This is a genomic window from Treponema sp. (genome assembly GCF_024696245.1).
Classification (GTDB): domain Bacteria; phylum Spirochaetota; class Spirochaetia; order Treponematales; family Treponemataceae; genus Treponema_D.
In genome coordinates this window covers 1-21,246 of record NZ_JAILGZ010000114.1, presented here as the reverse complement: position 1 = coordinate 21,246, position 21,246 = coordinate 1, and the positions used below count along the sequence as shown (strand labels likewise).

Below are 21,246 nucleotides of genomic sequence, written 5' to 3'. Positions count from 1 at the left end.
ACAATAGCAACCTGTCCTGTTAAATCAAAATAATTTTTCATCCATGCCTCCATAGCATAACATAATTTGACATTATATCTGATTTTGTCATATCCGTACACAAATAATTTTTAAATGATACTTTGTCTCAAGATAAAGATTTCCCCTGAGGGCATAAAAAAACCGGACTTAAATCCGGTTAGTTTTAATATTTTTTTGACCCCGGCGGGGTTCGAACTCGCCACCTTCTGCTTAGGAGGCAGACGCTCTATCCAAAATGAGCTACGGGATCATATAGAGGACTTTTGTTAAAGCCCCCTATTTATAAACTGTTTATTAGTCTTTTGCACGTTCTACGAATGAACCGTCACGTGTATCAATTACGATGCGGTCATCTGTGTTACAGAACAAAGGAACTTTTACTTCGATTCCTGTATCAAGTGTTGCAGGCTTCAAAGATTTTCCAGAAGTATCACCCTTAATACCAGGTTCACAATAAGTAATTGTGCGTGTTACTTTGATTGGTGGGTTAACACCTACAGCTTTTCCTTCATAGAAAGTGATTGATACTTCATAGTCATCATCTGGAGAAACATAACCGGCATTGTCACCAAGGTCTTCCTTAGTGATAGAAATGTCATCATATGTTTCCTGATCCATAAAGTGATAGTCTTCACCATCGATATATGAGAGCTTTACTTTCTTTTCATCAAGATCTACTTCATCAAATTTTTCTCCGGCGTCAAGACCAAGATCCTGAGTTCCGCCAGTAACAATATTCTTAACACGAAGCTTTACTGTGATACCTGCACGACCTGATTTCTGTCCGAGCATGCGCTGAACGATAAATGGTGAACCTTCAAACATGAAAGCCGAACCTACTCTGATTTCGTTTGTTGTAATCATAAAATACGTCCCCTAAAAAAATATGTAGTTATTATATAGAATTAAAAGTAATTTTTCAACACTTCAGCAAGAGCTAAAGTCAGATTTCCGTTAGAAAGAATCTTTTTACTGAATAAAGCAAAGGAAGTCTTTAAGCCCTGATAATTATTCAATAAAAAAAGCAGTTCCTTAAAGCAAAAATCTCTGTCTGTATAAATATCAAGGCCATTTTCTTCAACAATAGACCGGGATTCAGGACAAAGGCTTTCTTTAAAGTCATAGTTGTAGGCAAGGGAAAGCCTTGAGAATCTGTCAAATAAATCACTGTCCTCAAAATATGGCTTAAGGCGGTTTAAAAATGCATACAGCTTTACAAGATGAAACTGATCTTCCTGAGGATAAATATCCCATATAAATGGCAGTCCGCTTAAAGAGGCCCTGCTGAAGGAATCTTCTCCCCTTATAAAATTAAAATCCATAAGGCAAAGTAAGGCATCCCAGGATGTCTGACACAAATACGGAAGTTCTTCTACTATTATATTGCTGCAATCTTTAACTGCAGAAAGTATTGATTTATGACTTAAACCTGGAGCTGCAAAAATCCTGATATTTTTTCCGGCAGAGTGAGCAAAGTCCTGAAGGGCCCGGGCTACATAAGAAAAATCCCTTTGATAACTAAAAACCAGAACGTTAAAATCACTTCTTTCTTCAAGGGATTTTTTTGAAGCTTCTGATATAAAGTCCTGAACTTTTTTTAGGGCAGCATTTTTATCTTTAAGGCTTTCCATAAATTCATTATCAAGGACCAGACCTCCGGTTTTATCAGTAAAGCCAGGCATAAAATTAATCTTTTTTACACCGGCACTTCTTGTTCCGCTTTTTAAAAGATGAAAATCATCTGCCCATTCTTCTGCAGTAAGGTATTCAAGATTAACAATAAGCACCCCCTGCCTTTTTTCATTAAAGAGAAGATTGTCCAGCCATTCAGGTCTGCCGCACTGAAAACATTCAAGTATTACATCAGGAAAATTATCGTTAATAAAAGCTGCTGATTCCTTTTCATTATTCCAGTCAAGAATTGTCCATCCATTGTATTCCTGCAGGGCAAGATTTTTATCTATCTGGGGGCAAAGTCTTGAAAAAGATTCCAGGTTACTTACAACAAGGGTAAGCTGAAACTGCTCAGCATAAAGTTCTTTAAGGGAGCGGGACAATCTGTAAACAAAACCTATGTCACCGTAATTATCTACAACCTTACATAAAAGGGTAATTCTTTTCATAAAGATATTTTAAACGGAATAAAGGCAGACCTTCAATATTTTTAAAAAAATTTTATGACTTTTTGGTGTTTTTTGACCTGGCGATTCAAATATATATATGGAGGTTTTATGGATTCAAATATTTGTGTATACAGTTTTTCACCTTTCGGATATGAAGGTTCTCTTGTTACTGTAGAAGTTGACTTAAGGAGAGGAATACCTGCTGTAGACATTGTGGGACTGGCAGACGGAGCTGTTAAGGAATCAAGGGAGAGAATGAGAAGTGCCATAATTAATTCAGGTTATGACTTTCCTTGTGAAAGGGTTCTTATCAGTTTATCCCCATCTGACTTAAAAAAGGAAGGAGCCGGCTTTGACCTGCCCCTTGCCCTGGCTGTCCTTATAAAAAGCCGTCAGGGTGAATTTAATTTTCTTAATGAAAAAATCCTGATTATGGGAGAACTTGAACTTAACGGTAAGCTTCGTCCTGTAAGGGCAGTACATGCCGCTGCTGCGACAGCCTTTGCTGCAGGAATTGGTATGTGTATTGTTCCGGCAGAAAATGCAGAAGAAGCCAGGGAGGCCGGAAGTATGAAAGTCTTTGGTGCCTCTAATCTTACGGAAGCTTTTGAAGCATTAAGCTGCAGTAAAATGTTTACAGGAAAATCCAGGGATTACCTTAATGATAAAAAAGCCGGTATTCCCCAGGGAGCTGTAGAAAAGCACGGTATTTTATTTGCCCCTGTAGAAGAAGGCTATGAATACAGTGAAGTTAAAAACCAGAAAAAACTTGTAAGGGCCCTTCAGGTTGCTGCTGCAGGCGGACATAATCTTCTTGCCTATGGTTCACCTGGCTGCGGTAAAACCCTGTCACTGCAAAAGTTTCCCGCCCTGCTGCCCCTTCTTACGGCAGAAGAATCATCTTCCGTTACAAGGATTCATTCAATTGCAGGTCTTTTAGCAAAGGGAAGTTCAATTATCAGAAAACCTGTTTTCAGACAGCCCCACCAGACTGCAAGTATTGAGGGAATCTGTGGAGGAGGATGTCAGTGCAGGCCGGGAGAGATTTCCCTAGCCCACAACGGGGTTCTTTTTCTGGATGAAGCTGCTGAGTTCAGGTCTTCCGTACTGCAGATGCTCCGGGTTCCCTTAGAAAGCAGAAGCATTACCATAAGCCGTGCAGGACGGTCTACGATTTTTCCGGCAAGCTTTCAGCTCCTTATGTCTGCAAATCCCTGCCCCTGCGGAAACTATGGTTCCAAAGATAAAATCTGTCTCTGCTCCAGCCGTAGTGTTGAACAGTACTGGAAAAAGTTTTCTGCCCCACTGTTAGACAGGATCGATATCAGAATCAGGGTAGATTCTTCTCCATCTGCAGACAATATGGAAGAAAAAGCCATGACTACAGACCAGCTGAGGGAAGACATCGGAAAAGCCGTTGCCCTGCAAAGAAAAAGACAGGGTAAAAAGAATGCCCTTTTAAGTCCTGAAGAAACTGCCCGATACTGCATTACTTCTTCTGATGCAAAAAAAGTTCTGGATAAGGCTTCAGAAAAATATGAGTTTTCTCCAAGAGCTGCATCCGGCTGTCTTAAACTTGCAAGAACCATAGCTGACATGAAAGAAAAAGATATTATTGATGGAGAAGCAATGACAGAAGCTGTATCACTGAGGAAAAATGAAAATACGATTTCCTTAATGCTTTAATTGTAAAAGACAGGCAAAAAAAAACGGCACTCAAATGAGTACCGTTATACCGCCTCTGAGACTTGAACTCAGACACGCTCGCGCGCAAAAGATTTTGAGTCTTTCGTGTCTACCATTCCACCAAGGCGGCAAGTTGTGTAACTATAGCAAAGTACTTTAGTTTTTGCAAGTCAGTAGTAGAAATTTAACTTATTTTGAGGTTTTACGATTGGAAGAATTTCAATATAATTGTCTTCTGGAAACTTTCAGAAAACTTTCCCGCCAGACAGGAATATTTTTTATGGAAACAAATACATCTTCAAGTCAGAAGTCACCACTTATGGAAAAGGCTGCTGAAATTCTAAAAAAAGTCTTTGGATATGACGACTTCAGGCCCCTGCAGAAAGACGTAATTCAAAATATTCTGGAAGGCAGGGATACTCTTGCCATTATGCCCACAGGGGGAGGAAAATCCCTCTGCTATCAGATACCTGCCCTTGTTACAAAAGGACTTACCATAGTTATCTCTCCCCTTATTGCCTTAATGCAAGATCAGGTTTCTCAATTAAGGGAAGCAGGAGTAAAAGCAGCTTTTCTTAATTCAAGTCTTGATCAGTTTGAATATGTACAAACCTGCACTGCTATAAGACAGGGAAATCTTTCTCTTCTTTATATTGCACCGGAAAGACTGTCCTCAGAAAAACTAAAGGAACTTCTTCATTCATCTCCTGTAGAAATAAACTGCATCACTATTGATGAAGCCCACTGTATAAGTGAATGGGGGCACGACTTCAGGCCGGACTATCTGGAAATTGCTTCTTTTAGAAAAGAGTTTCCTAAAGCAGTCTGTCTGGCTCTTACAGCTACTGCCACTTCCAGCGTAAGGGAAGATATAATCCGCCAGCTTAAACTGGAAAATCCGGAGATTCTTCTTTCTTCCTTTAACAGGGAAAATATTTATCTTGAAGTAAGACGCAAGATAAATGCCCTGGAACAGACTGTTACCTACATTCAGCAGCACGAGGGCCAGAGCGGAATCATATATTGTTTTTCCCGTAAGCAGGTAGATGAACTTTGTGAAAAACTTAATGCCTCAGGAATAAAAGCTTCCAAATATCACGGGGGCCTTAGTGACCAGGAGAGGAGCCGCAATCAGGAAGACTTTATCAGGGACAGGGTTAATGTAATGACAGCCACCCTTGCCTTTGGTATGGGAATAAATAAACCTGATGTAAGGTATGTAATTCACTATGACATGCCCCGCTCCATTGAACAGTACTATCAGGAAATAGGACGGGCCGGAAGAGACGGTCTTCCATCCTCTGCCCTTCTTCTTTACAGTCAGGGAGACGTAAGAAAACTCAGGTGGTTTCTGGAAGAAAATGACAATAAAGAAAAGGGAGAAAAACTTATACAGGCAATGATCCGCTATGCAGAATCCAGAAGCTGCAGGCGTAAGGTTCTTATGGAATACTTTGGAGAATCCTGGATTCCCGGTGACAATGATAAGTGCTGCTGTGACATTTGCAGTAATGGGCCTGGAGAAGAAAAAGATGTTACTGAAGCTTCATGGAAATTTCTCTCCTGTATACTCAGGACAAATGAACGTTTTGGCAGCATGTACATAATAGACGTACTTACCGGTTCCAGATCTAACAGGATTATGGAAAACGGTCATAACAGAATAAGCACTTATGGAATCGGAAGGGAGCTGAGCCGTAATGACTGGAGCGAACTTTGTTCCTGTCTTATAGAAAGAGGCTATATTTTCAGGTCTCAGGAATACCAGGTACTTTATGTTACGGAAAGAGGAAGGGAAGCCTTAAAAAACCGGGAAAGCATTTACATGAACGTGCACTTTAATGAAAAGAAAAAGATTCCGGAAAACAAATTTATTCTTATAAAAAAGCCTTCTTCTAAATTTACATCTGATGATGAAGAAAGCATCCGTATAGAAAAGGAACTTAGAAACTGGCGTAAAAAAGCCGCAGAAGAACTGAATGTTCCTCCTTATGTTATTTTTGGAGACAGGACCCTTTTTTCAATTGCAGAAAAAAAGCCTGTAAAAGAAGCCGAACTTCTTGAATGTTACGGCATAGGCAGAAACAAATCAGAAAAGTTCGGCTGGAATATTCTGAGGATAGTTAAGGAAGCTCTAAACTAAAAAAGCTTACGGCATTCAAGGTAAAAGCGTTTTTCACTGGCTTCACCCATACTGAAACTTTTTCTAGGAAGAGGTCCGCTGCTTCCAATAGTTGTAAAGAAAGAATCTTTTGCAACAGGTGGAAGAAGTACGGAAACGGTATTGTCTTTTTTTCCAAGACGGAATACTTCATCACTTCCATGGATATAATCTATTTCTACATTAGTACCACTTTCTTTTTTAGCAGCAATAAAGGAATCTACTACAGGCTGAAAACGGCTGACAGCTAATTCTGTTACAGGAGTTTCAAGAAGAAGATAAGATGGCTTTCCATCCTTAGAGCTTACAAAACCAAAGTTTGCCTTTGAGTCATGAACTTTCTTTTCTAATTCTTCCGGACCTGAACACTGGCTTACATTTCCACCAAGAGAAGCCTTTACTGCCTGACAAAGTTCATCAGCATCAGTATTAAAGAGAACACGGTGAATAGGTTCAAAGGTAAGACCTGAATCATAAATGTTTACGATTTCTACCAGAGCATAGCGCACAGGACTTGCATTTACCTCTTCTTCACTTTTACCGGAAGCAAGACAGGCAGCCTTATATTCATCCCAGACAGCTTTTGCAGTTGCAAGAGAATGGTTTCCGTCTCCTACAGCAAAAAGGAATACGGAAGAATCTTTCTGAGTATTTTCTTTTTTAAGCTGACTGAGGCTGTCATAAACTGAATCAAGGTTAGCCCCCTTAACTTTCCATCCCTTAATGTGACCTGCATCCAGCATAAGGTCTCCGTCATAGGCAGGGCTGTCATCTTTTACAAGTTCTCCTGTCTTTTCTACAAGCTTATGCTCAGGGTCATTTACCAGAAGCATTATATGAGGAAGTTCAAGAGGTGCATTCATACGGATTTCTTTTCTTGGAGGAATGCGGTCTACAATTGTAGCCTCTGTTGCCCTGATAAGTGCCTTACTGAAAGGTTTCCATTCATAGCAGTCCAGGTCTATGGCACATACAAGACCATGCCTTACCCTGCCGTAACCTGTTTTACGTTCAAGGTAAACAAAACATTCATCTGCAGGATCAAAAACATTTCCGTTAATATAATCCTTCATTGTCTGACGGATTTTCTGAATACGTTCTTTTCTGTCTGGAGCAGAAAGATAAACCTCAGGCAAAATAAGATTAAGGGTAGAAGCTTTTCCGGCAGCAGCTTTTTCTGCACGCTTCCAGTATTCTTCATCCTGTGTATACTGATCACAGGCAATCACACTCCACGAACTGAGGTCCTTGTCTTTAGGAAGGAGAATCTCAGGAACCTTTACACCGAATTCTTCAAAAGCTTTCATAGGCTAAAAGTATGCCAAAAATCACTTTACATGTCAAAAAATTTATTTCATATTTATAGTATGAAAATGACCCAGGGCTTAAGCCAGCAGTTAAAGCAGCAGCAGATTCTTTCCCAGAAGCAGATTCAGTCCCTTAAGATTCTTTCTCTGTCAGCAGAAGATTTAGAAAGGGAAATGTACCGGGAAGCAGAAGAAAATCCGGCCCTGATTATTAAAAATTTCAGAAATTCAGAAATCCGTTCATCCTCAAGAATTACATCTGCTTCAAGACAGGCTTCTGATGTAAACCTTAAAGTCCTGGAATCTAAAGCAGACCTTAGGGAAAGCCTTCAGGACCACCTGATGAGTCAGATTAATATGATGCAGCTGTCAGAAAGCGAACACGAGCTTGCCTTTCAGCTTATTCATCACCTGGATAACAATGGCTTTATGGTTTACAACAGCATGAACTTTTTAAATAAAAAAGATCCCCGACAGGATAAGGCCATGTTAAAAAAAGTAACATCCATAATCCAGCATCTTGATCCTACCGGAACCTGCACAAGAAACTACGAAGAAAGCCTTTTGGTTCAGGCAAAGGAAAAGACTAATCCTGACAAGCTTGCACTTTTTATTCTTGACGGCCACTTTAATTTTCTTGACCCTTTAAACATTAAGCTTATATGCGAAAAACTTAATAAGTTTGCAAGAAGCCAGAAAAAACTTTTTGGTCTGGATAAAAAAACTTTAGACTTCTATGAAAACTTTAATGTCACGGAAGAAGAAGTAGAAAAGGCTGTGGAATTTATCCGCAGGCTTAATCCTCACCCTGGTGCTGCCTACTCTACCAATGGAACAAATTACATCATGGCAGATGTTACCGTTACAGAAAGCCAGGAGCATGTAAATAGAGATAATTTTGCAAAGGGAATTATTAAAAACGGTAATGGTTCATTAATAATAAAAGTTGGTGCTGCCACAGAACCTGAAATCTATATTAATCCTCAACTGGCTTCCTCTGATTCAAAGGACATTAAGGAAAGCCTTAAAAAAGCCAGGGAATTTTTAGACAGCCTTAACTACAGAAAAAGTACCCTTTTAACTTCATGCTGTTATATAGTAAAAAAACAGCTGGATTTTTTTAACAAGGGGCCGGGACACCTTCATCCTTTAAGTCAGAAAGACCTGGCTAAACTTTTAAACCTTCACGAAGCTACAATCAGCAGAATGGCAGGGACTAAATACCTGCAGTGTTCCTTTGGACTTTTTCCTATTAAACAGTTTTTTACAAATGCAGTATCCAGAGACCCTCAAACAGACAAAGTCTTAAGTCAGGACCAGGTTCTCTTTGCCCTTAAAAATGTTCTTGAACAGCACCGCAATGACATAAAAAAGCCAAGCGACAAAATTCTTGCAGAAATACTCAATCAGCAGGGAATAAAAATAGCCCGGCGCACTGTGGCTAAATACCGGGCTAAGCTTAACATTGAATCATCCTACAGCAGATGATTATGCTATGGTTTTAAGAACAGAAAAAAATTACTTTTTCTCCTGAATCTTATCCTTTTCCTTTTTAATTTTAACATCAAGAACATCCATAAGCTTGTTTACAGCTGCTGCAAAGTCAAAGTCATCACTTGTTACGTGTGCACTTGCTCCCCAGCGGAAGTTGATGTTTGCATCAAAATAATACTTTTTATCTTCCTTAACACGAAGAATAAGGTCAACGATCAGACTGTCAGCATAAGCAATACGCTGAAGCTTTGCATCAATTAAGTCTGCCTGATCTCTTTTTAATGAAAATCCCTGTGCTGAAATTGATTTTGTCATATCGTTTTTCTCCCTTAAATATTTTTTCTAAATGGAAAAGAAAGAGGTTTAAGTCTTTCCATTCCAACTTGATTAAATTATACAACGGGAATTCTTAAAAATCAAAAATTATTTAAACTAAGTCTTAAAAATTTAAGAGAGGCTTTTTTGCCTTTCTGTTTTATATACATGGAAGAAAACAAGAAGATGTACGACAAAAGTAATAAACCAGGAAACAGGATAGGATAAAAATACCACAAAACAGCTGTGGTATTCAGGGATCTGAAAGACAGTTGCTATCCATAAAATACGGCTGCCGCAGGCTCCCAGCATGGAAACTGCCATAGGCTTCATGGAATGCCCCATGCCCCTTACTACACTGCCCATTACATCCATTATTCCGCAGAGGGCATAAGTTGTACAAATAACATTCAGCCTTATAACCCCTTCCCTGATTACATCCGGCTTTGAATTATAAAAGCCCACAAGATATTTTCCTAAAAAAGCAACTGTATTACCAAAAATCAGGCCTGTAGCAAAAACTGTGGCCAAAGAAACCAGGGTTACCTTCTTTATTCTGTCAAAATCCTGCTTACCCATGTTCTGGGAAACAAAGGTTAAGGTTCCCTGAGAAAAGCCGTTCATGGAAATATAAACAAAACCTTCTATATTAGATGCGGCAGAATTACCGGCAACAGTTATTTTTCCAAAGGAATTTACTGAACTCTGAATGATTACGTTGGAAAGGGAAAATACAATTCCCTGAAATCCGGCCGGCAGTCCTATTTTGATAATCTGTCTCATTATGCCGTAATCAGGCTTAAGCTTTTTTATATCCAGATGAAATTCATCCTTTTCCCTTATAAGGCAGATAATTACCAGAAAAGCTGCCAGAGTCTGGCTTATAACTGTAGCCAGGGCGACTCCTGCAACACTCATGGAACATACTATTACAAAAAAGAGATTAAGGAGAACATTAAGGATACCTGCTGCAAAAAGGTAATACAAAGGTCTTTTTGTATCTCCCTTAGCCCTTAAAAGAGCACTGCCAAAATTATAAACCACAGTAGGAATGATTCCTGCAAAATAAATTCTCAGGTAAAGGGCAGAAAGTTCCAGTACATCTTCAGGAGACTGCATCCATATAAGAATCTGCCTTGAAAGGAAAACCCCGGTAAAAGTAAGGAACAGACCAGAAAAAACACTCATTATAATTGAAGTATGTACGGTATCAGACACCCGGTCTTTTTTACCGGCTCCAAAATAGCGGGCAGCTACTACATTTGCACCGATGGAAAGACCTAAGAAAAGATTTACAAGAAGGTTTATAAGGGAACCTGTGGATCCTACGGCGGCAAGGGCTTCTTCTCCGGCATAACGGCCTACTACTACAACGTCTGCTGCATTAAAGAGAAGCTGAAGGACGCTGGAAAATATAAGGGGAATTGAAAATGCCGTAAGCTTCAGAAAAACATTACCGTTAGTCATGTCTATCTGATTTGATTTATGCTGCATTTTTTAATCATAGCGCAAATGAACAGTTGTTTAAATAAGATAAAAAAAGTAAAATCATAAAACCATGAAAAAGTATCTATCAGATTTACTTAATGTTTTTGAAAATACAATCGTCGAAGAAGACGGTAAGACAGAACTTGCAGCAGGTCCGGCCCTTAAGGCAGCTCAGGCCGCATGCATTACTTCACTTGCATTTGACAGCCGCCAGGTAAGCCCGGGAAGTCTCTTTTTTGCCCTTCCAGGTACCCATACAACAGGAAACAGATTTATAGCAGCCGCCATTAAAAATGGAGCAGTTGCAGTTATATTTGAGGGAGAATTTTCTGAAGAAGAAAAAAACGACATAGCAGCCGCAACAGCAGCCAGCAGTCAGCAGACTGTATTTGTAAAGGTTGAATCCAGCCGCTTTGCCATGAGCCCTCTTTCTGCAGCATTTTATGACTACCCTTCTAAAAAACTTGTTGTATACGGAGTAACTGGTACAGAAGGAAAATCTTCTACAGTTGCCTTTATATGGCAGCTTTTACGAGCCAGGGGAATTAAGGCAGGTTTTATCTCTACAGTTCAGTATTCACTGGGAGATGATGCCATTGATAATCCCCAGCACCAGACTACACCGGAAGCTCCTATAGTACAGAGGGAACTTTACGAAATGCTGGAAAACGGCTGTACCCATGCAGTAGTAGAAAGTTCTTCCCACGGTTTAAGTACAAGAACAAACCGTCTTGGAGACGTACTTTTTGATGTAGCAGTATTTATGAACGTAACCCTGGAACACCTGGAGTTTCATGGTACCTATGAACAGTACAAAAGCGATAAGGCTAATCTTTTCAGGGCTCTGGATAAACATGACCATGTAAAGACAATTGCCGGCAAAAAAACTACAGTTCCTTCTTTTGGAATTGTAAATCTTGAAGACCCGGCAGCCCTTTACTTTAAGAAGGCCTGCAGTAAAAAAGTATTCGGCTTTACAACAGAAGGAAAGGCAGGAAAAGCAGCAGGAGAAGAAATCAATGCCCAGCCTCTTCCACCAGTACCACAGGATATTGCATACCTTTCTGCAAGAAACATTGCCAGTGCCCGCTATGGTCTTACCTTCAGCATATACAGATTTGAAAACAGTCATGACATGGCAGATAAAAACCGCATGATTCACGTAAAATGCCCTCTTCCGGGTGCCTTTAATGCCTACAATATAATGGCTGCCCTTCTTGCAGTTGCCCTTTCTACTGAATGCAAGCTGGAAGACCTGGTTCCATTACTTGAAGGCTTTACTCCTGTTAAAGGAAGAATGACTGTAATTGATGAAGGTCAGAGCTTTGAAGTAATTGTTGACTATGCCCATACACCTTCTTCTTTTGAAACAATATTCCCTCCTGTAAGAAAACGCTGCAGGGGAAAAATGACCTGTGTATTCGGTTCCGGTGGAGAACGTGATGTAAAAAAGCGTCCCCTTCAGGGAGAGATAGCAGACAGATTCTGTGACAGGGTAATTCTTACTGATGAAGATCCCCGTTTTGAAGACAGCATGGAGATTCTCCGTCAGATTGCTGTGGGTGCAGAAAAGGCCGGTAAAGTTCAGGATAAAGACTTATTCCTTATTCCGGACAGAAAGCAGGCTATAAGAATGGCCTTAAAGGATGCAGGTCCTGATGATATAATTCTTCTCTTAGGTAAGAGCCATGAGAATTCAATTATTTACAAGGACAAGCCCCTTCCTTATGACGAAATTGCAGAAGCAAGAAAAGCCCTTAAGGAATTAATGTAAGTAAACAAAAAGGGGAATTTAAACTATAATTCCCCTTAAATTTTTAATAAATGAAGGTATAAAAAAATGAATGTAATTTTAATATACGGCGGTAAATCCGGTGAACACGAGATTTCACTTCTTTCCTGTGCCAGTGTTGCCAGGGCAATAAGTTCTGAGCACAAAGTAAAGATGATTTCCATTTCTAAAAAAGGAAAATGGTATCTTGAAGATGACAGTGTTTTTGAAGAATTAAGAAAAAATCCTGAAGCAAAACTTGCAGTTCATGAAGACAAAAAAAAGGCTGTTTCCATTTTACCAGGAAACGACAAAAACTCTATTTTTTACGCAGATGGTTCTGCAATTCCTTGTGATGTAGTTTTTCCTGTAATGCACGGAACCTATTCAGAAGACGGTACAATTCAGGGGCTTTTTGAAATGGCAGGAATTCCTTACGTTGGCTGCGGTGTACTTGCCTCTTCTGCTTCAATGGATAAAGACACAACTAAAATTTTATGGAAGGCTGCAGGGCTTCCTGTAGTACCAGGTATCTGTATTACAAGATCAGATGTAAATGATTCTGCCCGCTATGACAAAATCATTGATAAAGTTGTAGAAGATTACGGATTCCCTCTTTTTGTAAAGCCTTGTTCAGCAGGTTCCAGCGATGGTGCATCAAAGGCAAATAATAGAAGGGAATTAAATGCATCCCTTATGGAAGCCTTCAGCTGGGACAACAAGGTTCTGGTAGAAAAAGCAATTAATGCCAGGGAAGTTGAATGTTCAGTTACAGGAAACTCAATTACAGAAGATGCTTCATGCCCATGTACAGTGCTTAAAGCTTACGGGCCTGGAGAAATTGTTCCAAAGCATGTTTTCTATGACTATGATGCAAAATACAATGACCCTGACGGAGCTGAACTTAAAATACCTGCCCTTCTTAGCGAAGATAAACTTGAATACATACGCACAACTGCAAAAAAAGCCTATGCTGCCGTAAATGCTTCTGGCTTAAGCCGTGTAGACTTTTTTATTGACAGGGACTCAGGGAAAACTTACCTTAACGAAATCAATACTCTTCCTGGTTTTACTTCCATCAGTATGTTCCCAAAAATGTGTTCGGCAGCAGGCCTTGAATACTCAAAGCTCATTGACTTCCTTATGGAAGAAGCAATTCACTCCTTTAACGAAAAAAGCAGACTGTGCACTTCCCGCACATAAGGAATAAAATGACAGAGAATCTTGAAAAACTAAAATCCCAGGTACAGGCACTTATTATGATTTATGATGAATCAGACTGTATCAGGGGACCAAAAAACTTTGACATAACAAAAGTTAAGGAATGCTACATGAGGATGGCTGACTACATCATTGAAAACAAGGATGAATGTCAGTCCCTTAAAAACTACCTTAGCGAATCAGACTTTTTTAAATCTCCTGCCTCTACAAGATTTCACGGAAACTGGGATTGCGGTCTGGCAGTGCATACACTTCTTGTAACAGTTCAGGCCCTGCGTTTTGCCCTGAGCCTTGCAGAAAACTATCATCTTTCTCCCCTTGCACAAAGCGGAGAATACTGTCCTTACACAGCAGAAGATGTTTTTTTAAGTGCCTTATGCCATGATTTTTGTAAGACAGGCAGCTACAAAGTAGAATTCCACAATACAAAAGACATTAACGGTAACTGGACTAAAAAGCCAGTATTTAAAGTAAAGCCAGAAATCCGCAGTCTTGGTCACGGAAATGAATCCGTACTGATAATGCTTAAAATCATGCCTGGACTTATAGACAGAAGGAATGTAATAGAAGCTGTAAGCAGGCACATGGGATTCAGTGACTTAAGTGAACTGGAAAAACTTAACTATTCAAATTTCTTAAAGAACCCTCTGGTTCTTTTACTCCAGCTTGCAGACCAGAGTGCGGCTGCATGGTGGGACTGCTGATATAAAAAAAGGGAGATTATTATGACAGCACATGTTTATCCTGAAGGATGTACTTTTAACACACTGGAAGACATTAAGTCAAAACACATAACTGTAATGGGACTGGGACTTAACGGAGGTGGAGAAGCCTGCGTAAGATTCTTTTTAAAGCACGGCGCCCTTGTTACTGTTACTGACATGAAGACTGCAGAACAGCTTAAACCTACTATTGATTCACTTAATTCAGATAAAAGCCTTCCCCTTAATAATCTTCGCTATGTTCTTGGTGAACACAAAATAGAAGATTTTGAAAACGCTGACTGTGTAATTAAAAATCCTGGAGTTAAATTTAACGGCAACAAATATCTTGCTGCAGCCAGACACATAGAAACAGACATCAGTATCTTCCTTCATTTTACCAAGGCACCAATTATTGCCGTAACAGGAAGCAAAGGAAAATCCAGTACTGTAAGTGCAATTGATTACGGTCTGCGCACTGCAGGATTTAGAAGCTTTCTTGGCGGAAACATTACTGTAAGTCCCCTTACCTTCCTTGAAGAGACAGATGGTACTACTCCTGTTGTACTGGAACTTTCATCATGGCAGCTTGCTGATCTCAGGGGCAGAAAAGCCCTTAAACCAAAGATTGCCGTAATTACAAAAATCGTACCTGACCACCAGAACTGGTATTCTGACATGGACAGCTATGTTGATGATAAAAAACTTATCTATGCAGACCAGGACGAAAACGACTTTACAATTCTTGACGGAGATGAAGATGACTACCTTAAGGATTCCCTGTCTCCAAAGCCGGGCTGTAAGTGCTGGGGAGATTTATTTGCATCAGAAACAAAGGCAAAAGTTTTAAGATACTCCACTTCAATTCAGGGTGGTGATTTTGAAGGCGTTTACCAGAAAAAAACACAGGGCCATAACGTAGAAGGAATTGCAAAACTGAGTAAGGAATTAAGAAGCACCTATGCAAAAACCCACAACCTTGCTGAAGAAAAAATCATGGGTGAATTATTCGTTCCCGGCGACCATATGAAAATTAATGTTTTAAATGCCAGCCTGGTCCTTCACTTAATGGGCGTGGCACCGGAACAAATTATAAGCATACTTGGCAGCTGGAAAGGTATTCCCCACAGGCTTGAAAGATTCCATGAATGGGAATGTCCTTCTGATTCCAGAAAAATAATTTTTTACAACGACAGCTGTGCTACTGTACCGGAAGCTGCAGCGGCTGCAAGTCAGTCCTTTAACCAGAAGGTTGTCCTTATTACCGGAGGAACAGACAAGAACCTGGATTTTCTTCCACTGGCAAAAACCCTTAACGGAGAAAACTCTACTGAATATATTCCTTTGGAAATATACCTTTTGTCCGGAACAGGAACAGATAAACTTACAAGTCTCCTTGATGAAAGAAAAATCAAATATTCAGGACCCTTTGACTCCCTTGAAGTTCTTCTTGGCATACTTAAAAACAGCCTTATGTCCAGAAATGCAGAAAACATTTACGGCAGGGCTCACGAAAACCAGTATCTGCCTGTAGTATTTTCTCCTGGCTGTACTTCCTTTGGCATGTTCTCAAATGAATTTGACAGGGGCAATAAATTCAAGGATTATGTAAAGAACATATTTTAATTAAAAGAGGCAGTAATCTATGATTGGAATTCTGGCAGCAGCTGCAATTCTTGCACTTATAACCGGCGTCTATGTTTACATACTCATAAGAAGAATTATGAAATACACCGGTTTTTCTTCAGCAGCTAAAGCAGGAAGGATTACTGCCGCAGCCCTTGCTTTTACAATTGTATGTCTTTCCTTTAATCTTAAAACTCCCCTTCTTATTTACCTTCTGCATTTTTTACTTTTTACCCTCATTGTTAACCTTATTTTTTTAGCAGTAAATCACTTTGTAAAATTCAATAAAGACAGTAAATGCAGCAGAATCCTTATGATAATAAAAACTTTCTGCATAATACCTGCCCTTCTTACCATAGCTGTAAGTATTTTTGCCAGGACAAACATGAACAGAATCACAAGAACTGAATACAATATTTATACAGATAAAACATCACAGGACTACAAAATACTTCTTCTTTCTGACTTTCACTGGGCTACCATTCAGGATACAGATGTTTTTATTAATACCATAGATAAAATCAACAGTGAAAATGCTGATGTAATTATTCTTGACGGGGATATTACAGACGAAAGAACTTCCAGAAAAGAAATGTATAGGATTTTTAAACTTCTTGGCAGCCTTAATTCCAAATATGGCATTTACTACGTTTACGGTAACCATGACCGCCAGCTTTATTCAGGAAATCCGGCCTTTACCAGGGAAGAACTGGATTTAGCCATAGCAGACAGCGGAATTCAGATTCTTCAGGATTACGGAAAACTTATTACAAAAGAACTTGTTATTGCAGGCAGGGAAGATGCTTCAATGAACAGATTTGAAAAACGTCAGGAAATCTCAGAGATCCTTCAGGGTTTCAGCCGGGACTCTTTTATTATAGTTGCAGACCATCAGCCTAAAAATGCAGATGAAGTAAAAGAATCCGGAGCAGATCTTTTAGTCAGCGGCCACACTCATGGCGGGCAGATATTCCCTGCAGGAAGAATCATGGATGCCCTGGGTGCCTTTACCTACGGAAAATACAGTGACGGAGATTTTTCTGTAATCGTTACTTCAGGAATTGCAGGATGGGGATATTCATTCAGAACAGAAAGACAGTGTGAATATGTAGTAATCAATATTAAATCAGGAAAAAATTAATGAAGGATTACATTCCCTTAAGTTCAGACAATAAGGATTTTGCCAGACTGGACAGCAGCCGCAAAGAAAGAACAGGCTTTAATGAAGTTGTTTTTTGTCAGGGAAAAACCATTGAAGAAACAGAAAAAATTTTTGCCCGCCTCTATAAAGAAAACCATACAGTTATGGGAACAAGAGCCAGCGAAGAGCAGTATCTTGCAGTTAAAAAAAATTTTCCCCAGTGCAAATGGGATAAAGAAAGCCGCATATTAATCATTCAGGATAAAGAAGAAAAAAAAGAAGGCCTTATTGCTGTATGTACGGCAGGAACAGCAGACATAAGGGTTGCAGAAGAAGCAGCTCAAACTGCTGAATATTTTGGCTGCAATACGGAACGCTTTTATGATATTGGAGTAAGCGGCATACACAGGCTGCTGGATGTTAAAGACCAGATTTGCAGGGCCAATGCAGTAATCGCTGTTGCCGGAATGGAAGGAGCCCTTGCCAGTGTTTTAGGAGGGCTTGTAAAAGTTCCTGTAATTGCCGTTCCCGTTTCTACAGGATACGGAGCTGCCTTTGAAGGTTTAAGCGCCCTACTTACAATGATTAATTCCTGTGCCAATGGAATAAGTGTAGTTAATATAGACAATGGTTATGGAGCAGCTTACATAGCAACTCAAATAAACAGGCTTGCTGTCAGGGGAAAGAAATGAAAGAATTATATTTTGAATGTCAGTCAGGAATATCAGGAGATATGGCTGTTGCAGCACTTCTTGATGCAGGAGCCAGCTCAGAAAAACTTAAAGAAGCACTTGCCAGTGTTAAACTTGAAGGTTACTCAATAGAGATTTCCAAAGTTTTTAAAAATGGAATTGAATGTACCGACTTTAATGTAATCCTTAATTCAGAAGACTCAGGCAGGGACCATGACATGAAGTGGCTTTTTGGTCACCTTCATCAGGAAGAAGAAGTTTATGAACATGAACATGAACATGAACATGGTCACGAACATGGTCACGGTCACGAACACGAACACGGTCACCACCATCACCACACTTCCCTTGCCCAGATATATGACATAATAGACAGCAGCGGAATAAGTCAGAAAGCAAAGGAGCTTTCAAAAAAAATATTTGCCATAATTTCCAGGGCAGAAGCTAAAGCCCACGGAACAAGTCCGGAAGAAGTTCACCTTCACGAAACAGGAGGAATTGATTCCATCATAGACATAATTTCTTTTGCAGTATGTATGGAAGATCTTGGAATAGATCAGGTCTGCATAAAAAAAATATGCGAAGGCCAGGGTTCCATAAGATGCAGTCATGGAATACTCCCTGTACCTGTTCCAGCCACACTTTATATAGCAGAAGAAAACAAACTGCCCCTTTCAATTACAAACGTAGAAGGAGAACTTGTAACTCCAACAGGTGCTGCCATAGCTGCTGCCGTAAGAACAAGCTCCAGACTGCCTGAAGAATTTACCGTATTAAAAAGCGGCTGGGGTGCAGGAAAAAGAAGCTATTCAATTCCTTCAGTGCTCAGGGTAATGATTATAGAAAGTCAGGAAGAAGAAGACAGTCTGTTTAAGCTTGAAACAGACATAGATGATTCTACTCCGGAGACAATGGGCTTTTTAATGGAAGAACTTTATAAAAACCATGCCAGGGAAGCCCACTACACTCCCTGCTTTATGAAAAAAAACAGACCTGGTTTTACCCTTACCGTAATTTGTAAAGAAGAAGATAAAGAGCTTTTAGAAAAGACAGTCTTTCTTCACAGCAGCAGTATTGGTATCAGAAGTCACAAAATCAAAAGAAGCATATTAAAAAGGGAATGCATAATGGCAGACAGTCCTTATGGTCAGATACAATGCAAAAAAATATATACACCCGGTGGAATCCGTTTTGTGCCTGAATACGAAGATGTTGCAAAGACAGCAAGAGAAAGCGGTAAAAGTTTTTACGATCTTTACAGGGAAATACAGGAATACGTTTCCAGAAGTAATAAGGAATAAAAACAAAAAAGAATTAAGCATAAAAAAACCGGTCCAGACAAGACCGGTAAAGAAGCCGTTTAACAGAATCGAACTGTTGACCTGCTGATTACGAATCAGCTGCTCTACCAACTGAGCCAAAACGGCAAAGACAAAAGTGAATATATCAGATTTTCAAAAGTTATTCAAATACAGGATTTATCAGCTGTTAACCGAAAGATTTGTATAATAAGCGTCAACAACCCTTTTCATATCACGGATATTCATTACATTAATATAGCCGTCAAATACCTGAATCTTATCCTTTGAAGCAAGTTTGTTTATTTCTTCCTTTGCTGTTGCAACGGAAATACCTGCCCAGTGAGCAATGTCATTTACTGTAATATTAAAAGTCCTGCGCTGATTCATAAGTTCAGTTTCCTGAGTAGTAATGGCTTCATCATACATAAGGAAAACATCACAAATACGGACACTTATTTCTTTAATAAGAATAATCTTGATTGAACGCTGCTGATCATAAATACGTTTACAGAAAAGCTTAAGAAGATTCATTACAAGATGAGGGTTTCCTAATACAAGGGAAGCAAAGTTTTCTTTATTAAACTCAAGAAGGGAAACATCTGTATGGGCAACACAGGTTGCAGTTCTTGGAGACTTATCAAGAATTGCCATTTCTCCAAAGAATTCTCCCTTATGAAGGATATCAAGATTTTTATTCTGGCCGGTAATACATTTTACAATCTGAACATCTCCGGTCTTTATAAGATAGAAAGTTTCACCAGGTTCAAACTCTGTAATGATGACTTCACCCTTTTTAAACTCTTTTGTAAAACGCTGGAAAATCGGAGCCGAAAACTGTTTAAGGGAGGCATCCTCACTAGTATCAGAAGAAGAAACTGCAGTCTGACTGTTATGGGCATCCTGTTCAGCCTTAACTTTTGCATCAGCCAGAAGTTTTGAGGCAGCTTCCTTATTACCTGCATCAGGCATTTTTTCAAGAAGACGGGATAATACACTGGCACAGCTGAAAAATTCATCATCATCATAAAAAGCTTTAGCCACCATCATCATTCCTACGTCCTGAGGAATGGAAACAGCGTCATTATGAAGTATTGACTGCATCTTATGATGAATTTCCCTCAGGGACTTACTGAAAACCCTGAGCATTTTTTCCGTAACATCCCTTTTATTTGCAAAAAGCTTTTCAAATTCCTGAAGGGACATTACTATTACTACAGAATCTGTTGCTGCATAAGCAGTAACCATATGTGGCATACGGGCAAGGGTACTTTTTACACCAAAAAATTCACCTGGTTTAAGTTTTTCTGTTATCTGCTGCCCGGTTTCAATATCTACTTCCTGATTTAAAATCAAGCCGGACTGAACGATATAAATGTGATCATCCCTGTCACCTGAGAAAAAAATTATCGCTCCCTGAGCATATGACACGGCTTTAGGCATTAATTGTAAACCTCTCCAACTTACCGACAATTGACTTTTATTCTCATATTATATCACAAAATTTAAAAATATGCTATTATTTTTAAAATGATTGATTTACATACCCATTCTACAGCATCAGACGGAACAAAAAGCCCTTCAGAACTGGTAAGATACGCCTTTTCAAAAGGAATAAACATTATGGCCCTTACAGACCATGATACTACAGCCGGAATTGAAGAAGCTAAAAAAGAAGCTGCTGCAATAGTAAAAGAAGGCCATGATTTTATTTTTATACCGGGCATAGAACTTAACATACAGTGGCCTACAGGAGAATTTCACCTGCTGGGACTGGGCTTAAAGGAAACTTCCCCGGAATTAAAAGAAATAGAAGATTATCTTGAAGACGAAAGAAAAAACCGCAATATAAAAATGGCAGAAAAACTTCAGGCTGCCGGAATAAATATTACTATAGAAGAAGTAGAACAATCCTTTAACACGAACATGATAGGCCGTCCCCACTTTGCAGACTGCATGGTAAAAAAAGGTTTTGTAAAGACAAGACAGGAAGCCTTTGACAGATACTTTGCAAAAGGAAGACCCTGCTATACAGACAGAAAGGGTGCTGATCTTGAAGAATGCTGCAGGGCTATAAAAAGTTCCGGCGGAATACCTGTGCAGGCCCACCCAATGAGCATGTATGTATCCTGGGGTAAAATGGAAGAAACTTTAAGGCGTATAAGAAATGCAGGTGTTATGGGGCTTGAAGCCTGGCATCC

The 21,246-nt window shown here is 39.5% G+C and carries 17 protein-coding genes and 3 tRNA genes; 11 read left to right on the top strand and 9 right to left on the bottom strand.

The window, feature by feature from the left end:
* Positions 1-196 precede the first annotated feature (196 nt).
* The 3 genes from K6D58_RS08225 to earP all read right to left on the bottom strand — a co-directional run bounded on the left by K6D58_RS08225 (position 197) and on the right by earP (position 2,144).
* Positions 197-271, bottom strand: a tRNA-Arg gene (locus K6D58_RS08225).
* Between the two features lie 44 nt (positions 272-315).
* Complete coding sequence (gene efp / locus K6D58_RS08220) at positions 316-885, bottom strand: elongation factor P (protein ID WP_296829570.1); 570 nt, start codon at positions 883-885, stop codon at positions 316-318.
* A 41-nt stretch (positions 886-926) separates the two neighbouring features.
* A complete protein-coding gene (gene earP, locus K6D58_RS08215) occupies positions 927-2,144 on the bottom strand; it encodes an elongation factor P maturation arginine rhamnosyltransferase EarP (protein ID WP_296829568.1) in 1,218 nt (405 codons plus the stop codon).
* A gap of 108 nt (positions 2,145-2,252) precedes the next feature.
* Between earP and K6D58_RS08210 the strand changes: the two genes are divergently transcribed.
* Positions 2,253-3,830 (top strand): YifB family Mg chelatase-like AAA ATPase, encoded by a 1,578-nt coding sequence (locus tag K6D58_RS08210; RefSeq protein ID WP_296829566.1) that lies wholly within the window; start codon positions 2,253-2,255, stop codon positions 3,828-3,830.
* A gap of 47 nt (positions 3,831-3,877) precedes the next feature.
* Here the strand turns inward: K6D58_RS08210 and K6D58_RS08205 are convergent.
* Positions 3,878-3,960 (bottom strand) — tRNA-Leu (locus tag K6D58_RS08205).
* Positions 3,961-4,038: 78 nt separating this feature from the next.
* Here K6D58_RS08205 and recQ point away from each other — a divergent pair.
* Positions 4,039-5,973: a DNA helicase RecQ gene (recQ, locus tag K6D58_RS08200; RefSeq protein WP_367182346.1), complete on the top strand. Its 1,935-nt coding sequence runs from the start codon at positions 4,039-4,041 to the stop codon at positions 5,971-5,973.
* Here recQ and K6D58_RS08195 read toward each other — a convergent pair.
* Positions 5,970-7,298: a DUF1015 domain-containing protein gene (locus tag K6D58_RS08195; RefSeq protein ID WP_296829563.1), complete on the bottom strand. Its 1,329-nt coding sequence runs from the start codon at positions 7,296-7,298 to the stop codon at positions 5,970-5,972. The genes recQ and K6D58_RS08195 overlap by 4 nt on opposite strands.
* A 60-nt stretch (positions 7,299-7,358) precedes the next feature.
* Between K6D58_RS08195 and rpoN the strand changes: the two genes are divergently transcribed.
* Complete coding sequence (rpoN, locus tag K6D58_RS08190; protein WP_296829560.1) at positions 7,359-8,786, top strand: RNA polymerase factor sigma-54; 1,428 nt, start codon at positions 7,359-7,361, stop codon at positions 8,784-8,786.
* A gap of 30 nt (positions 8,787-8,816) precedes the next feature.
* Here rpoN and K6D58_RS08185 read toward each other — a convergent pair whose 3' ends face one another.
* On the bottom strand, positions 8,817-9,107 hold the full coding sequence (locus K6D58_RS08185) for an HPF/RaiA family ribosome-associated protein (RefSeq protein WP_296829557.1): 291 nt from the start codon (positions 9,105-9,107) through the stop codon (positions 8,817-8,819).
* A gap of 132 nt (positions 9,108-9,239) precedes the next feature.
* A complete protein-coding gene (locus K6D58_RS08180; RefSeq protein WP_296829554.1) occupies positions 9,240-10,601 on the bottom strand; it encodes an MATE family efflux transporter in 1,362 nt (453 codons plus the stop codon).
* A 64-nt stretch (positions 10,602-10,665) separates the two neighbouring features.
* Between K6D58_RS08180 and K6D58_RS08175 the strand changes: the two genes are divergently transcribed.
* The 7 genes from K6D58_RS08175 (at position 10,666) to larC (ending at position 19,048) form a co-directional block, all read left to right on the top strand.
* The gene (locus tag K6D58_RS08175) at positions 10,666-12,369 is read left to right on the top strand and encodes a Mur ligase family protein (RefSeq protein WP_296829551.1); all 1,704 of its coding nucleotides are present in this window, start codon (positions 10,666-10,668) and stop codon (positions 12,367-12,369) included.
* 66 nt (positions 12,370-12,435) lie between these two features.
* Positions 12,436-13,569, top strand: a complete 1,134-nt coding sequence (locus K6D58_RS08170) for a D-alanine--D-alanine ligase family protein (protein ID WP_296829548.1) — start codon at positions 12,436-12,438, stop codon at positions 13,567-13,569.
* Between the two features lie 8 nt (positions 13,570-13,577).
* Positions 13,578-14,291 carry a hypothetical protein gene (locus tag K6D58_RS08165; protein ID WP_296829545.1) on the top strand — a complete coding sequence of 238 codons (714 nt, stop codon included), beginning with the start codon at positions 13,578-13,580 and terminating at the stop codon, positions 14,289-14,291.
* A gap of 21 nt (positions 14,292-14,312) precedes the next feature.
* Positions 14,313-15,914, top strand: coding sequence for a UDP-N-acetylmuramoyl-L-alanine--D-glutamate ligase (gene murD, locus K6D58_RS08160; protein ID WP_296829542.1), 1,602 nt, complete (start codon positions 14,313-14,315; stop codon positions 15,912-15,914).
* Positions 15,915-15,933: 19 nt separating this feature from the next.
* Entirely contained in the window at positions 15,934-17,055 is a 1,122-nt protein-coding gene (locus tag K6D58_RS08155) for a metallophosphoesterase (protein ID WP_296829540.1), read from the top strand.
* Positions 17,055-17,747 carry a nickel pincer cofactor biosynthesis protein LarB gene (gene larB / locus K6D58_RS08150; RefSeq protein ID WP_296829536.1) on the top strand — a complete coding sequence of 231 codons (693 nt, stop codon included), beginning with the start codon at positions 17,055-17,057 and terminating at the stop codon, positions 17,745-17,747. Before K6D58_RS08155 ends, larB begins: the two co-directional genes overlap by 1 nt.
* A complete protein-coding gene (gene larC / locus K6D58_RS08145) occupies positions 17,744-19,048 on the top strand; it encodes a nickel pincer cofactor biosynthesis protein LarC (RefSeq protein WP_296829534.1) in 1,305 nt (434 codons plus the stop codon). Before larB ends, larC begins: the two co-directional genes overlap by 4 nt.
* Before the next feature lie 53 nt (positions 19,049-19,101).
* Here larC and K6D58_RS08140 read toward each other — a convergent pair.
* Together K6D58_RS08140 and K6D58_RS08135 are read right to left on the bottom strand one after the other, a co-directional pair.
* Positions 19,102-19,174, bottom strand: a tRNA-Thr gene (locus tag K6D58_RS08140).
* Between the two features lie 54 nt (positions 19,175-19,228).
* Positions 19,229-20,488 (bottom strand): Crp/Fnr family transcriptional regulator, encoded by a 1,260-nt coding sequence (locus tag K6D58_RS08135; RefSeq protein ID WP_296829531.1) that lies wholly within the window; start codon positions 20,486-20,488, stop codon positions 19,229-19,231.
* A gap of 87 nt (positions 20,489-20,575) precedes the next feature.
* On the opposite strand from K6D58_RS08135, the gene K6D58_RS08130 reads away from it, so the two are divergent.
* Positions 20,576-21,246 (top strand): PHP domain-containing protein (locus tag K6D58_RS08130; RefSeq protein WP_296829529.1); only part of this gene is annotated, 671 nt, incomplete at its 3' end.

Coding starts and splice junctions, on each gene's coding strand:
- K6D58_RS08170 (WP_296829548.1), top strand. CDS start 12,436: ATGAATGTAATTTTAATATACGGCGGTAAATCCGGTGAACACGAGATT.
- earP (WP_296829568.1), bottom strand. CDS start 2,144: ATGAAAAGAATTACCCTTTTATGTAAGGTTGTAGATAATTACGGTGAC.
- K6D58_RS08185 (WP_296829557.1), bottom strand. CDS start 9,107: ATGACAAAATCAATTTCAGCACAGGGATTTTCATTAAAAAGAGATCAG.
- larC (WP_296829534.1), top strand. CDS start 17,744: ATGAAAGAATTATATTTTGAATGTCAGTCAGGAATATCAGGAGATATG.
- K6D58_RS08175 (WP_296829551.1), top strand. CDS start 10,666: ATGAAAAAGTATCTATCAGATTTACTTAATGTTTTTGAAAATACAATC.
- murD (WP_296829542.1), top strand. CDS start 14,313: ATGACAGCACATGTTTATCCTGAAGGATGTACTTTTAACACACTGGAA.
- rpoN (WP_296829560.1), top strand. CDS start 7,359: ATGAAAATGACCCAGGGCTTAAGCCAGCAGTTAAAGCAGCAGCAGATT.
- K6D58_RS08155 (WP_296829540.1), top strand. CDS start 15,934: ATGATTGGAATTCTGGCAGCAGCTGCAATTCTTGCACTTATAACCGGC.
- K6D58_RS08135 (WP_296829531.1), bottom strand. CDS start 20,488: ATGCCTAAAGCCGTGTCATATGCTCAGGGAGCGATAATTTTTTTCTCA.
- larB (WP_296829536.1), top strand. CDS start 17,055: ATGAAGGATTACATTCCCTTAAGTTCAGACAATAAGGATTTTGCCAGA.
- K6D58_RS08210 (WP_296829566.1), top strand. CDS start 2,253: ATGGATTCAAATATTTGTGTATACAGTTTTTCACCTTTCGGATATGAA.
- K6D58_RS08180 (WP_296829554.1), bottom strand. CDS start 10,601: ATGCAGCATAAATCAAATCAGATAGACATGACTAACGGTAATGTTTTT.
- K6D58_RS08165 (WP_296829545.1), top strand. CDS start 13,578: ATGACAGAGAATCTTGAAAAACTAAAATCCCAGGTACAGGCACTTATT.
- efp (WP_296829570.1), bottom strand. CDS start 885: ATGATTACAACAAACGAAATCAGAGTAGGTTCGGCTTTCATGTTTGAA.
- K6D58_RS08195 (WP_296829563.1), bottom strand. CDS start 7,298: ATGAAAGCTTTTGAAGAATTCGGTGTAAAGGTTCCTGAGATTCTCCTT.